Genomic DNA, 14,097 nt, shown 5'->3' on the forward strand with positions numbered 1-14,097 from the left:
CACCCCGGAAAAGCGAAACGGGCCGCCACACCCGCCCGAAGGCGAGGTGGCGACCCGATTCAGAGTGCTGCTTAAGCGTTGCCGCCCGAGAGCTTCTCGCGCAGAGCCGCGAGAGCCTCGTCGTCGGCGAGGGTGCCGGCGCCGGCGACCTCGCTGGTGAAGGACTGGCCTCCGCCGAAGTCCTCTCCGGCTGCGGCCTCGGCCTCGGCCGCCTTGACGACCTGAGCCTTGTGCGCCTCCCAGCGAGCCTGGGCTGCAGCGTACTCCTGCTCCCATGCCTCGCGCTGGGCGTCGAAGCCTTCCTTCCACGCACCGGTCTCGGCGTCGAAGCCCTCCGGGTACTTGTACTCGCCGTTCTCGTCGTACTCGGCGAGCATGCCGTAGAGAGCCGGGTCGAACTCGGTGCCGTTGGGGTCGACCGACTCGTTGGCCTGCTTCAGCGACAGCGAGATGCGGCGACGCTCGAGGTCGATGTCGATGACCTTGACGAAGACCTCTTCGCCGACCGACACGACCTGCTCGGCCAGCTCGACGTGCTTGCTGGAGAGCTCGGAGATGTGGACGAGGCCCTCGATGCCGTCTGCGACGCGGACGAACGCACCGAACGGAACGAGCTTGGTGACCTTACCCGGCGTGACCTGACCGATCGCGTGGGTGCGGGCGAAGACCTGCCACGGGTCTTCCTGCGTCGCCTTCAGCGACAGGGAGACGCGCTCGCGGTCGAGGTCGACCTCGAGGATCTCGACGGTGACCTCCTGGCCCACCTCGACGACCTCGGAGGCGTGCTCGATGTGCTTCCAGGACAGCTCGGAGACGTGCACGAGGCCGTCCACGCCACCCAGGTCGACGAACGCACCGAAGTTGACGATCGACGACACGACACCCTTGCGGACCTGACCCTTGTGCAGGTTGTTCAGGAACGTGGTGCGCGACTCCGACTGCGTCTGCTCGAGCAGCGCGCGACGGCTGAGGACGACGTTGTTGCGGTTCTTGTCGAGCTCGAGGATCTTGGCCTCGATCTCCTGGCCGAGGTACGGCGTGAGGTCGCGGACGCGACGCAGCTCGATGAGCGACGCCGGCAGGAAGCCACGGAGGCCGATGTCGACGATGAGTCCACCCTTGACGACCTCGATGACCGTACCGGTGACGACGCCGTCGTTCTCCTTGATCTTCTCGACGTCTCCCCAGGCACGCTCGTACTGTGCGCGCTTCTTGGAGAGGATCAGACGGCCTTCCTTGTCCTCCTTCTGGAGAACGAGGGCCTCGACCAGGTCGCCGACAGCGACGACCTCGTTGGGGTCGACGTCGTGCTTGATCGAGAGCTCGCGCGAGGGGATGACACCCTCGGTCTTGTAGCCGACATCGAGGAGGACCTCATCGCGGTCGATCTTGACGATCGTGCCTTCGATGATGTCGCCGTCGTTGAAGAACTTCAGGGTCTTCTCGACCGCGGCCAGGAAGTCCTCAGCAGATCCGATGTCGTTGATGGCGACCTGCTTGGTGGCCGGGGCGGTCGTTGCGGTAGTCATGTAGTGGGTTGTCCTTGTTGAATGGAGACTCGGGCTGAGACTCAACGGCCGCGCACGGCCGACTGCATGCTTCTCAGCGGTTGGATTTTGGTTTTCTCGCCACGAGGGCATGCGCATGCACGCCACGAGTGACGGTTAAGGCTATCAGAACTTCGGATCCCGCAGGAAGTCGGATTCCGGCCTCGCGAGCTGTGGATAACTCGAACGGGCAGGCGGCCCTCCGAGTTAGCGTGACCGGGTGATCTCCCCGACGCCTTCCTTCCGCTCGTTCGCGCGCGTTGCAGCACTCACGAGCACTCTTCTCCTGCTCGCCGGCTGCGCGCCCGAGCCCTTGCCCTCGCCTACTCCGACCCCCGCCTTCGCCTCGGAAGAAGAGGCCTTCGCCGCCGCCGAGGCGACCTATCGGGCATACACGGATGCGTCCAACGCGACTGATCTTCACGATCCACATTCGTTTGAACCGGTGTACCGATGGCTACGAGGGGAAGCCCTCTCAGCAGCCAAGGAGAACTACAACGCCTTTTATGCAAGCGGCATGACCCGCTCTGGCGAAACCACGTTCGACTCGTTCACTCCTGTTTCGCACGACGGACAGATCATCGCGGCTCGTCTTTGCTTGGACGTTTCGGACGTTGAACTGCTCGACACGAATGATGTTTCAGTAGTGCCAGCCGACCGCGCACCCCGACAATCGCTCGAAGTTGAGTTCGTCCCTGCGAAGACAGACTCCGCACTGGCGATATTGTCGACCATCTCGACGGCGGCGATCAAATGCTAAGAGTCCGCGCCCTGCTAATCGTCTCTCTGGTCTTGGGGCTCGTGGCGGCTGGGCAGACGGACACTCGTCCGCCCCAGGCGGGTATCGATGATGCTTGGGCATCGAACGTCAACAACTCCGTCGTCATCTCCGGCACCGATACCCAATCGCCCCGCGACGCCTCCCGGTCACTTGACACTCCAGGCGACAAGCAGACGAGTCCCGAGAAGCCGAAGCCCTGCACAACCGACCCCGTCCGCCAGGCGTCCTGCAACTTCACCGCTGAGCGGGTGACGAACGACGAAGGCCGTCCGCTCACCATCACCGACGTCGCACAGTTCGCTCCTGCACCCGTCACCACCGCCGGAGAGCCGGGCAACGTCGGCATCGCAGGCATGCCGACGAACTTCGTGGCAGCCGCAGCCGTGCACACCCGTGCCGGCACGCTGTTCGACAGACCGATCAGCGTACGATTCACGCCTGTCCGTTTCGGGTTCGCGTTCGGCGACGGCACAGCGGCCACCTCGAACACAGGCGGTCGGTCATGGGCTTCCCTGGGGCAGGCGCAGTTCACCCCGACCCCGACGAGTCACACGTATCGCGACCGCGGCACGTATTCGGCGCACGTCACCGTCCACTACACCGCCGAGGTCGACATCGGCGGTGGGTGGTTCCCGATCGACGGCGAGCTGTCCATCGATGGCCCGGCGCGGCAGATCCGTGTCTACGAAGCAGAGACCGCACTGGTCGCTCGCACCTGCGTCGAGCAACCCGGTGCGCCCGGTTGCTGACCGCGGGCCGACCGCGCTCTACGCTGAGTCCATGACCCGCGCCGACCGCCTCATGCTGCTCGACACCGCCAGCCTCTACTTCCGCGCCTTCTACGGCGTTCCCGACAAAGTGACGGCGCCGGACGGATCGCCCATCAACGCGGCCCGCGGTCTGCTCGACATCATCGCCAAGCTCGTCACCCTGTATGAGCCGACGCATGTGATCGCGTGCTGGGACGACGACTGGCGCCCGCAGTGGCGCGTCGATCTCATCCCGAGCTACAAGACCCATCGCGTCGTCGAGATCGTGGCCAGTGGGCCGGACGTCGAGGAGATCCCCGACCCGCTCGAGGCGCAGATCCCTCTGATCCGCGAGACGCTCGCCGCCATCGGTATCCCCATCATCGGCGTCGCGGAACACGAGGCCGATGATGTGATCGGCACACTCGCGACCGACGCCACGATGCCGGTCGACATCGTCACGGGCGACCGCGACCTGTTCCAGCTCGTCGACGACGCCCGCGACGTGCGCGTCATCTACACCGCGCGCGGCATGAGCAACCTAGAGATCGTGACCGATGCGACCGTCGTCGCCAAGTACGGGGTCCTCCCGTCTCAGTACGCGGACTTCGCGACCATGCGCGGTGACGCCTCCGACGGGCTCCCTGGCGTCCCCGGCGTGGGAGAGAAGACAGCGGCGACCCTCCTCCAGACGCACAGTGACCTCACGGGGATCCGCGCCGCGGCGGAAGCCGGCGAGGGGATGAGCGCGGGAGTCCGCGCGAAGGTCCTGGCGGCTTCGGACTACCTCGAGGTCGCACCCACCGTGGTCGCCGTGGCGACCTCGCTGCCGATCAGCGCCCCCGGCATCCCGCTCCGCGTCCTCGACCCCGCCGAGGTCGACGCCGCCACCGCTCTCGCCGAGAAGTGGAACCTCGGCGGTTCCATGACGCGGGCGGTCGCAGCCGTGTCGAAGGCTGCCCTGCAGGCCGACTGATCGGCGTGCGGGCCCGACTCACTCGGCCCAGGCGAGCAAACGGGATAGGCCCCAGGTCGTCACGATCCGTGATGCGGGGATCCCCGCCCGTTCCGCGCGCTCGGCGCCGTGATCCAGCAACGACAGCTGCCCCGGTGCGTGCGCATCCGAATCGATGGAGAACAGGCACCCCGCGTCGAGCGCGATGGCGATCAGTTCGTCCGGAGGGTCCTGCCGCTCGGGCCGCGAGTTGATCTCCACCGCCACGCCGTTCTCCGCGCAGGCGGCGAAGACGGCTGCGGCGTCGAACGCCGACGGCGGACGCGTTCCCCGATCGCCCTGCACGAGCCGGCCCGTGCAATGCCCGAGTACATTCACCCGAGGATCCGAGACGGCGGCGATCATCCGCGCCGTCATCGGCCGTGCGTCCATGCGCAGCTTGGAGTGCACGGAGGCCACGACGATGTCGAGTTCCGCGAGCAGCCCATCCTCCTGGTCGAGTGTGCCGTCCTCCAGGATGTCCACCTCGATCCCCGCGAGCAAAGTGAATCCGTCGCCGGACTCGGCACGCACCAACGGCATCTGCTCACGAAGGCGCTCGGCAGACAACCCGCGTGCCACCCGGAGTCGTGGAGAGTGATCCGTGATCGCCTGATACTCGTGTCCCAGCGCCCGCGCGGCCGCGGCCATCACCGGGATGGGTGTCGTGCCGTCCGACCAGTCGGTGTGCGCGTGCAGGTCACCGCGCAGCTTGGCACGCAGCGCCGAGACGCGCTCCGGCTCGACGTCGCCGCGCAACTCGACGAGATAGTCGGGAATCCGACCCGCCTGCGCCTGACGGATGACCGCGAATGTGGACTCTCCGATGCCCTTTGCCGCACGAAGCCTCGTCGGATCGGCCTGCACGTCGTCGGGCAGATCCTGCAGAGTCGCCGCGGCCTGGCGGAACGCCTTCGCCCGATACCGCGACGCACGCTCGCGTTCGAGGAGGGAGGCGATCTCGAGCAGCGCGTCGACGGGATCCACGATCACTCCTGGGGTGCCGCCAGCTCGCGGCTGACGCCGATCCACTGATCGAGCTTGGCCAGGGCACGACCGTCGTCGACCGCCGCCGCGGCCTTGTCGTACCCCGCGCGCAACCGCTCCAGGATGGGCCGCTGCACCTGCGTGGCGTCCTGCGAGAGCTCGAAGGCGACGATTCCGGCAGCGGCGTTGAGGAGCACGATGTCGCGTACCGCGCCGGTCTCCCCCGCGAGCGTGCGCCGGAGCACCTCGGCGTTGTGCTGCGGTGAGCCGCCGATCAGGTCGGAGAGATCGGCGATCGGGATGTCGAGGTCGCGGGGGTCGAGGTCGTGCTCGTGGATGTCTCCCCGGGTGACCTCCCAGATACGACTGTGTCCGGTGGTCGTCAGCTCGTCGAGCCCGTCGTCGCCGCGGAAGACGAGTGCGGTCGCGCCGCGGGTGCGGAACACGCCCGTGATCAGCGGCACCCGTTCGATCTGCGCGACACCGACGGCATTGGCTTCGGCACGCGCCGGGTTGCACAGCGGGCCGAGCATGTTGAAGACCGTCGGCACCCCGAGCTCGGCACGCACGGTGCCTGCGTGCTTGAAGCCCGGGTGGAACGCCCCGGCCCACGCGAACGTGATGCCGGTGCGGTCGAGAATGGATGCCACGTCGGCGGGGTTCAGAGAAAGCTCCAGGCCGAGCGCTCCGAGCACGTCCGACGATCCGGAGGCGGAGCTGGCCGCACGGTTGCCGTGCTTCACGACGGGCACGCCGGTGGCACCGATGATGATCGCCGCGGTCGTGGACACGTTGACCGTACCGACGCGGTCCCCTCCGGTTCCGACGATGTCGAGCACGTCCGGGGAGACCGGCAGCGGCACGGCGGCCTCGAGGATCGCATCACGGAACCCGACGATCTCGTCAATCGTCTCGCCCTTCGCACGGAGAGCGACGAGGAAACCGGCGAGCTGCGCCTCGCTCACGCCACCCTGCATGATCTGACGCATCGCCCACGTGGACTCCCAGACGCTGAGATCGCGGCGCTCCAACAGCGAGGTGAGCACGTCGGGCCAGGTCAACGAATCAGGCATGTGTGCGATCCTATCGGCGTGGAGAAAACATGCAGATGCTTCCGCACGCATGCGCACTCCGTGCCCACCCCCTGTTTCCCGCGGATTCACCGGGTATTCGCAGTGTTTTCTTAGGGTCCCCTAAGTCCAGGTCCGGCGATTCGAAGGTCGTGGGTGCAAGAATCACGCCCCAGGATCGGCCATAATGGAGGGGTGACGACCTCAGCGACGTATGCCCCGGCGGCGAGAACGATTAAGCGGCCCAACCCGGTAGCTGTCGGCACCATTGTGTGGCTCGGCAGTGAGGTGATGTTCTTCGCGGGACTCTTCGCGATCTACTTCACGCTCCGCAGCACCTCCCCGGAGCTGTGGGCAGACCGGACCGAGCTGCTGAACGTCCCGTTCGCCGCAGTGAACACTGCGATCCTCGTCCTCTCCTCGTTCACGTGCCAGATGGGCGTGTTCGCGGCAGAAGACCTGCAGCCCTACAAGATCGGTAAGGGGCAGAAGAACGGCGCCGGACGCCGTCGCCTCTTCGGTTGGGGAATGGTCGAGTGGTTCTTCCTCACCTTCGCCCTCGGCGCGATCTTCGTCTCCGGCCAGGTGTGGGAGTACGCACAGCTGGTCGCTGAAGGCATGCCGATCAACGCCGACTCGTACGCCTCCGCCTTCTACCTGACGACCGGCTTCCACGCCCTTCACGTCACGGGCGGCCTCGTCGCGTTCCTGCTCGTCATCGGACGCGCATACGCCGTCAAGAACTTCCGGCACAAGGAGGCGACCTCCTCGATCGTGGTGTCCTACTACTGGCACTTCGTCGACGTCGTCTGGATCGTGCTGTTCCTCGTTATCTACTTCCTGAAATAAGAGCGGAGCTGATCCCCGAGATGGCACGAGAGAAGAAGCGCCGTTCCAGCGGTCGTCGCAGCCCGTTGGCGGCGGCCGCGCTCATCGGAGCAGGCCTCATGATCACCGGCGCCGTGTACGCCGGTGCGACGGCTGCGTTCGCCGCATCCGACACGCCGACCGCGTCGACGCAGCTGACCGTCGAAGACGGCGAGAAGCTGTTCCAGGCGAACTGCGCCACCTGCCACGGTCTCGACCTGCAGGGAACCGCCAACGGCCCCAGCCTGTACGGCGTGGGCGAGCTGGCGACCGAGTTCCAGCTGTCGACCGGTCGCATGCCCCTGCAGATGCAGGGACCGCAGGCGCCGCAGAAGGCACCGCAGTTCACCGAGGACCAGATCCTCGCGATCTCCTCGTTCGTGCAGTCCGAGGCTCCCGGCCCGACGTTCCCCGCCGACCACATCCTGGACGGAGAAGGTGACGTCGCGAACGGCGCCGAGCTGTTCCGCGTCAACTGCGCGATGTGCCACAACGTGGCCGCAGCGGGTGGAGCGCTCACCGAGGGCAAGTACGCACCCGGTCTCCAGGAGACCAGCGCGCTGCACATGTACGCGGCGATGGTCACCGGCCCGCAGAACATGCCGGTCTTCGGCGACATGAACCTGTCCGACGAGGACAAGCGCGACATCATCTCGGCGCTGCTCTTCCAGCAGCAGTCCGTGCAGATCGGCGGATTCTCGCTCGGTTCGCTCGGACCGGTCTCCGAGGGCCTGTTCGTCTGGATCTTCGGAATCGGCGCGCTCGTCGCCATCACCGTGTGGATCACGGCGAAGTCCAACTGACGCTTATTCATCGAAGAGGAACGTACGAGGAGCACCATGGCACACGACGACGACTCGCAGGCTCTTGACAGGGCCTACCAGCCCTCTCCGGGGCTGGGTGTCGCAGTCAGCGATCCCGTGCAGAACCCCGGGCTTCCGCCGCACCGCGAGCGGATGACCGACAAGGACCCGCGCGCTGAGAAGGCCGCTGTCCGCACTGTCTACACGCTGTTCTACCTCTCGCTGGCCGGGAGCATCTGGGCGGTCGCCGCCTACATGCTGTTCCCGATCGAGAGCGGCGCGCTCATCGACATCCGGCAGAACAACCTCTTCATCGGTCTCGGCATCGCCCTCGCGCTGCTGGCCCTCGGCATCGGTGCGATCCACTGGTCCAAGGCGCTCATGTCCGACAAGGAGTTCATCGAGCACCGCCACCCCACTCGTGGCAAGGACGCGACCCGCGAGGCGGCCATCCAGGCCTTCTCCGACGCGAACGAGGAGTCCGGTTTCGGACGCCGCACGGTGATCCGCAACTCGCTGTTCGCCGCACTCGTCGCCTCGATCATCCCGGGCGTCACGCTCTTCCGTGGTCTCGCTCCGCACTCGACGCCGGATGACCCCACCGCGGGCGACCCGGTCGTTCTCCTCAAGCACACGATGTGGGAGAAGGGTGCGCGCCTCGTCCGCGACCCCGACGGCACCCCGATCCGCGCCGCGGACGTGACCCTCGGGTCGGCGTTCCACGTGATCCCCGAAGAGCTCGCGACGCTCAGCCACCACGACGGCTACCTCGAGGAGAAGGCCAAGGCCATCGTGCTGATGATGCGTCTGCGCCCCGAGCAGCTGATCGAGGCCGAGGACCGCAAGGACTGGTCCTACGACGGCATCGTCGCCTATTCCAAGGTCTGCACGCACGTCGGATGCCCTGTGGCTCTGTACGAGCAGCAGACGCACCACCTGCTGTGCCCGTGCCACCAGTCGCAGTTCGACGTCACGGACCACGCCAAGGTCATCTTCGGCCCGGCGGCTCGTCCGCTGCCGCAGCTGCCCATCACCGTCGATGACGAGGGCTACCTGGTCGCACGCAGCGACTTCAAGGAACCCGTCGGCCCGAGCTTCTGGGAGCGCCATTGAGCACCGCAACGCTGTCCAAAGAGGACAAGGACACCAAAGCGCCCCTCGGCGGTCGCTTCGTCGGTGCCGCGTCGAACTACATCGACGAGCGCACCAGCCTCTCCGGCTTCGTCAAGGAGCTCGGACGCAAGATCTTCCCCGACCACTGGTCGTTCATGCTCGGCGAGATCGCGCTGTGGAGCTTCGTCGTCGTGTTCCTCTCCGGAACCTTCCTGACGTTCTTCTTCCAGGCATCCATGGTCGAGACCCACTACACCGGCGCCTACGCGCCGATGCGTGGTATCGAGATGTCGGCGGCGCTCGAGTCATCGCTGCACATCTCGTTCGACCTGCGCGGCGGGCTCCTGGTCCGCCAGATCCACCACTGGGCGGCGCTCGTGTTCATCGCCGGCATCGGCGTGCACATGCTCCGCGTGTTCTTCACCGGCGCGTTCCGCAAGCCGCGTGAGCTCAACTGGGTCATCGGCTTCGTCCTGTTCATCCTCGCGATGGCAGAGGGCTTCACCGGCTACTCGCTTCCCGACGACCTGCTCTCGGGTAACGGCCTCCGCATCATCGACGGCATGATCAAGGGTCTCCCCCTGATCGGCACCTGGACCTCGTTCCTCCTCTTCGGCGGCGAGTTCCCCGGGACCGACATCGTCGGACGTCTGTACACGCTGCACATCCTGTTGCTGCCGATGCTCGTCATCGCGCTCATAGTCGTGCACCTGATGCTGATGATCATCAACAAGCACACGCAGTTCGCGGGCCCCGGCCGCACGAACGACAACGTCGTGGGCTACCCGATGATGCCGGTCTACATGTCGAAGATGGGCGGCTACCTGTTCATCGTGTTCGGCGTGATCGTCATGATCGCGACGTTCTTCCAGATCAACCCGATCTGGAACTACGGCCCGTACGACCCCTCCCCTGTCTCGGCCGGCACGCAGCCGGACTGGTACATCGGCTTCGCCGACGGCGCTCTGCGTCTGGCGCCGTCGAACTGGGACATCGTGTTCCTCGACCGCACATGGTCCTTCGGAATCATCGCTCCCGTGCTTGTGCTCGGCCTGTTCATCGTGGTCGTCGCGATCTACCCGTTCATCGAGGCGTGGGTCACCGGCGACAAGCGCGAGCACCACATCGCACAGCGTCCCCGCAACGCGGCGACGCGCACCGCGATCGGCGTCGCCGGCGTCATCTTCTACGCCGTCCTCTGGGCTGCAGCATCGTCCGATCTCATCGCGACGCACTTCATGCTCACGATGGAAGGCGTCATCCACACGCTGCAGGCGTTGCTCTTCCTGGGCCCGATCCTCGGATACTTCGTCACCAAGCGCATCTGCATCGCGCTGCAGAAGAAGGACCGCGAGATCGTACTGCACGGCTTCGAGTCGGGGCGCATCGTCCGTCTCCCCGGTGGCGAGTTCATCGAGGTCCACCAGCCGGTCGACCAGTACGACCGCTGGAAGCTCATCGATGTCGACTCCTACGAGCCTCTCGTGGTTCGCCCGAACGCCAAGGGCCGCATCCCGTGGACGGAGAACCTCCGTTCCTCGATCTCCCGATGGTTCTTCGAAGATCGTCTGGCCCCGCTCACGCAGGCCGAGGTCGAAGCAGCCGATGCGCACCAGCACCACGTCACGGCTCAGAACGATGAGACCGAGGCCGCAGAGATCCAGGGCGCTCACGAGCGCGCCGGCTTCCCTGATGCCCCGCTCACGGTCGATGAGACACACGTCGACGAGACGCCGAACACCCCCAGCACGGTCATCGCGACCGAGCCGGTGAAGAAGCCTCGCAAGAAGAAGGAGGATGGCGAGTAGTCGCCACTCCCCCACGATGAAGGCCTCGTCCACACGGACGGGGCCTTCATCGTTAATCCGTGAATGAGAGGATCGAACCATGTCATCTGCCGTCCAGCTGATCCGCGCCCCTGCCCTCGCCGACGCCCCCTACGCCTATGCCGCCACTGCACCGGCGGGTTCGCGTTTCATCTTCCTCGCGGGAGCCTGCCCTCTGAACGACGACGGGACGACCGCCGCACCGGGCGACTACGCGGCTCAGGCGGCCCGATGCGTGCAGACGCTCGAGGCAGCACTCGACGTCGCTGGCGCGGACCTCACCGATGTCATCAGCACACGAGTGCTGGTGGCCTCCTCCGCGCAGGCCGACCTCGTCACGGCGTGGGACGTGGTCCACGCTGCCTTCGGCGACCACGATGTCCCCAGCACCCTCCTGGGTGTCACGGTGCTCGGTTACGATGACCAGCTCGTCGAGATCGAGGCCATCGCCGCCGTCGCAGGAGAGTGACCATGGAGATCCGAGTACGTCCTGCGCATCCGGCGGATGACGCGGAGACCGAACAGATCGAAGCCGCGGCGGATGCTCTGCTCGTCGATCGTTTCGACGCGGTCGACTGGCCGCCCCCGACCACTGCTCGGGAGCGCGCTTCGATGCCGGGCTTCGTGCTCGTCGCTGAGCCCCACGAGGCCTCAGCCCCCTCTTCGGGCCCCGTCGGCTTCGTGCACGTCCTGGAGATCGACGGGCACGCTCATCTAGAGCAGCTCTCTGTGCTGCCCACGTACGGCCGGCGCGGGATCGGGCGTCGGCTCGTCCAGGCGGCGCTCTCTGAGACCCGAGACCGCGGACATCGTACGATCACCCTCCGCACCTACCGTGACGTCCCCTGGAACGCGCCGTTCTACGCCTCCTGCGGCTTCACGGAGACCGAGCCGGACTCCGCTCTGCTCCGCTCCCTCATCGACACGGAGACCGCCCTCGGGCTCTTCATATACGGCCCTCGCGTGCAGATGACTGCCACCCTCTGATGCGTCGACGCTGACGGCATTCGCTCTCTGGGCAACGCCGACGGTGTGCACTGCCGTCCTGTCGACCCACCGACCGGCATCGCACGGGTCCGAACGAGGTCGTGAAGATCCCCGCCGCCCGCACACGAACCGACCCACTGGCGCGTACACGAAGAAGGCCCCCGGACGAATCCGGGGGCCTTCTTCTATTCAGAAGTCTCAGCGGGCGAAGTTGCCGCGGTAGTACTCGTAGACCCAGCCGACGATCGCGACGACGAAGATCGCGAGACCGATCGGGAGCAGGAAGTGTCCGACAGCAAGGCCGACGACGAAGACACCGGCCGAAGCCGCGAGCACGATCGGCCACCAGGACCACGGGCTGAACTCGCCGAGCTCAGGGTCACCGTCGTCGATGTCCGCCGTCAGGATGTCTTCCGGCAGCTCACCGTTCTGCGCCTTGTGCGTGCGATCGAGATAGAACGCGACCATCGCGGCCATGAAGGCTGCGAAGAACAGGGCGACAGTGCCGACCCACTCGATCCGCATCGCGAAGTTGTCGGACGGAGTGACCAGGATGTGCCAGCCGGTGTAGACGACACCGACGAGGGCGAAGAACGCTGTCAGCACCCACCAGAGAATGACGTTGTCGCGCATGACTTAGTGGGCCTCTCGCTCGCCGGGCGCCGTGGTCGCGAACTCGGCAGCCTCCGGGTGATTCAGGTCGAACGCGGGACGCTCGCTGCGGATACGCGGGATCGACGTGAAGTTGTGCCGCGGCGGCGGGCACGACGTCGCCCACTCGAGCGAAGCACCGTAGCCCCACGGGTCGTTGACCGTGACCTTCGGAGCCTTGCGGGCCGTGATCCACACGTTCAGGAAGAACGGGAGCATCGAGGCGCCGAGGATGATCGCACCGATCGTGGAGACCTGGTTCTGCCAGGTCCAGCCGTCTGCTGCGGAGTAGTCCGCGTAGCGGCGCACCATGCCGTCGACACCCAGCCAGTGCTGGATGAGGAACGTCATGTGGAAGCCGATGAACAGCATCCAGAAGTGCACGTAGCCGAGACGCTCGTTGAGCATGCGACCGGTCCACTTCGGCCACCAGAAGTAGAAGCCGGCGAACATGGCGAACACGACGGTGCCGAACACCACGTAGTGGAAGTGAGCGACGACGAAGTACGAGTCGGAGAGCGCGAAGTCCAGCGGCGGGGCCGCGAGGATGACACCGGTCAGACCGCCGAAGACGAACGACACGAGGAATCCGAGTGCGAAGACCATCGGAGTCTCGAAGGTCACCGATCCTCGCCAGAGCGTGCCGATCCAGTTGAAGATCTTCACCCCCGTCGGCACGGCGATGAGCATCGTCATGAGGGCGAAGAAGGGCAGCAGCACCGATCCGGTCACGTACATGTGGTGCGCCCACACGGCCACGGAGAGAGCGGCGATCGCGATCGTCGCGTAGACCAGCGTCTTGTATCCGAAGATCGGCTTACGGCTGAAGACCGGGAAGATCTCCGACACGATGCCGAAGAACGGCAGAGCGATGATGTAGACCTCGGGGTGGCCGAAGAACCAGAACAGGTGCTGCCACAGCAGGACACCGCCGTTGGCGGGGTCGTAGATGTGAGCGCCGAGGATGCGGTCCGCTGCAGCGGCGAAGATCGCTGCCGCGAGCACGGGGAACGCCATCAGGATGAGCAGGCTCGTGATGAGCGTGTTCCAGGAGAAGATCGGCATGCGCCACATCGTCATGCCGGGAGCGCGCATCGTGATGATCGTGGTGATGAAGTTGACGGCACCGAGGATGGTTCCGAAACCGGAGATGCCCAGTCCGACCATCCAGAGGTTTCCACCCGCGCCCGGCGAGAACGACGCACCGGCCAGCGGTTGATAGGCGAACCATCCGAAGGAGGCCGCGCCCTGCGGGGTGAGGAAGCCGGCGACCGCGATGGTCGAGCCGAAGAGGAAGAGCCAGAAGGCGAACGCGTTCAGACGCGGGAAGGCCACGTCGGGGGCGCCGATCTGCAACGGCAGGATCGCGTTGGCGAAGCCCGCGAAGAGCGGCGTCGCGAACATCAGCAGCATGATCGTGCCGTGCATCGTGAACAGCTGGTTGTACTGCTCCTTCGTCGGGACGATCTGCATGCCCGGCGCGAACAGCTCGGCGCGGATGACGAGGGCCATCACGCCACCGAGGAGGAAGAACAGCACGGACGCGATCAGGTACATGTACCCGATGGTCTTGTGGTCGGTGGAGGTGATCCACTTGACGACGATGTTGCCCTTCTGCTCCACGCGCGAGGAGCTCATGAGAGCGGCCTGGCGGGCGGGCAGAGTGGTCGGACGCGACTGGGGAGTCTCGTCGGTACGGGGAGCTTCTGTGGTCGACATGAC

At 65.9% G+C, this 14,097-nt stretch carries 14 protein-coding genes; 9 read left to right on the forward strand and 5 right to left on the reverse strand.

Features of this window, described 5'->3' with window-relative positions; all coding sequences use genetic code 11:
- Positions 1-71: 71 nt before the first annotated feature.
- Positions 72-1,529 (reverse strand): 30S ribosomal protein S1, encoded by a 1,458-nt coding sequence (gene rpsA, locus OC372_RS05525; RefSeq protein WP_105710170.1) that lies wholly within the window; start codon positions 1,527-1,529, stop codon positions 72-74.
- A gap of 238 nt (positions 1,530-1,767) precedes the next feature.
- Here rpsA and OC372_RS05530 point away from each other — a divergent pair, with 238 nt between their 5' ends.
- The 3 genes from OC372_RS05530 (at position 1,768) to OC372_RS05540 (ending at position 4,053) form a co-directional block, all read left to right on the forward strand.
- On the forward strand, positions 1,768-2,307 hold the full coding sequence (locus tag OC372_RS05530; RefSeq protein ID WP_262001138.1) for a hypothetical protein: 540 nt from the start codon (positions 1,768-1,770) through the stop codon (positions 2,305-2,307).
- 269 nt (positions 2,308-2,576) lie between these two features.
- Positions 2,577-3,077: a PKD domain-containing protein gene (locus tag OC372_RS05535; RefSeq protein ID WP_262001139.1), complete on the forward strand. Its 501-nt coding sequence runs from the start codon at positions 2,577-2,579 to the stop codon at positions 3,075-3,077.
- A gap of 31 nt (positions 3,078-3,108) precedes the next feature.
- Positions 3,109-4,053 (forward strand): 5'-3' exonuclease, encoded by a 945-nt coding sequence (locus OC372_RS05540; protein ID WP_105710375.1) that lies wholly within the window; start codon positions 3,109-3,111, stop codon positions 4,051-4,053.
- 18 nt (positions 4,054-4,071) lie between these two features.
- Here the strand turns inward: OC372_RS05540 and OC372_RS05545 are convergent, their stop codons facing one another.
- Together OC372_RS05545 and trpD are read right to left on the reverse strand one after the other, a co-directional pair.
- Complete coding sequence (locus OC372_RS05545) at positions 4,072-5,058, reverse strand: PHP domain-containing protein (protein ID WP_181156214.1); 987 nt, start codon at positions 5,056-5,058, stop codon at positions 4,072-4,074.
- Between the two features lie 2 nt (positions 5,059-5,060).
- On the reverse strand, positions 5,061-6,131 hold the full coding sequence (gene trpD, locus OC372_RS05550) for an anthranilate phosphoribosyltransferase (RefSeq protein WP_262001140.1): 1,071 nt from the start codon (positions 6,129-6,131) through the stop codon (positions 5,061-5,063).
- Between the two features lie 288 nt (positions 6,132-6,419).
- Between trpD and OC372_RS05555 the strand changes: the two genes are divergently transcribed.
- The 6 genes from OC372_RS05555 (at position 6,420) to OC372_RS05580 (ending at position 11,724) form a co-directional block, all read left to right on the forward strand.
- A complete protein-coding gene (locus tag OC372_RS05555; RefSeq protein ID WP_205828862.1) occupies positions 6,420-6,977 on the forward strand; it encodes a heme-copper oxidase subunit III in 558 nt (185 codons plus the stop codon).
- Positions 6,978-6,997: 20 nt separating this feature from the next.
- Positions 6,998-7,798 carry a c-type cytochrome gene (locus OC372_RS05560; protein ID WP_029261592.1) on the forward strand — a complete coding sequence of 267 codons (801 nt, stop codon included), beginning with the start codon at positions 6,998-7,000 and terminating at the stop codon, positions 7,796-7,798.
- A gap of 36 nt (positions 7,799-7,834) precedes the next feature.
- Positions 7,835-8,911, forward strand: coding sequence for a ubiquinol-cytochrome c reductase iron-sulfur subunit (locus OC372_RS05565; RefSeq protein WP_029261591.1), 1,077 nt, complete (start codon positions 7,835-7,837; stop codon positions 8,909-8,911).
- Positions 8,908-10,719, forward strand: coding sequence for a cytochrome b (locus OC372_RS05570; RefSeq protein ID WP_105710174.1), 1,812 nt, complete (start codon positions 8,908-8,910; stop codon positions 10,717-10,719). The genes OC372_RS05565 and OC372_RS05570 overlap by 4 nt, the downstream gene beginning before the upstream one ends.
- A gap of 79 nt (positions 10,720-10,798) precedes the next feature.
- On the forward strand, positions 10,799-11,206 hold the full coding sequence (locus OC372_RS05575; protein WP_262001141.1) for a RidA family protein: 408 nt from the start codon (positions 10,799-10,801) through the stop codon (positions 11,204-11,206).
- A gap of 2 nt (positions 11,207-11,208) precedes the next feature.
- Positions 11,209-11,724 carry a GNAT family N-acetyltransferase gene (locus tag OC372_RS05580; protein WP_262001142.1) on the forward strand — a complete coding sequence of 172 codons (516 nt, stop codon included), beginning with the start codon at positions 11,209-11,211 and terminating at the stop codon, positions 11,722-11,724.
- 198 nt (positions 11,725-11,922) lie between these two features.
- On the opposite strand, the gene OC372_RS05585 is transcribed toward OC372_RS05580, so the two are convergent.
- The gene (locus tag OC372_RS05585; protein ID WP_029261586.1) at positions 11,923-12,357 is read right to left on the reverse strand and encodes a cytochrome c oxidase subunit 4; all 435 of its coding nucleotides are present in this window, start codon (positions 12,355-12,357) and stop codon (positions 11,923-11,925) included.
- A 3-nt stretch (positions 12,358-12,360) separates the two neighbouring features.
- Positions 12,361-14,094, reverse strand: a complete 1,734-nt coding sequence (ctaD, locus tag OC372_RS05590; protein ID WP_029261585.1) for a cytochrome c oxidase subunit I — start codon at positions 14,092-14,094, stop codon at positions 12,361-12,363.
- Between the last annotated feature and the right edge of the window lie 3 nt (positions 14,095-14,097).

Source organism: Microbacterium sp. Mcb102, assembly GCF_024519805.1.
In the GTDB taxonomy this organism is placed as follows: domain Bacteria; phylum Actinomycetota; class Actinomycetes; order Actinomycetales; family Microbacteriaceae; genus Microbacterium.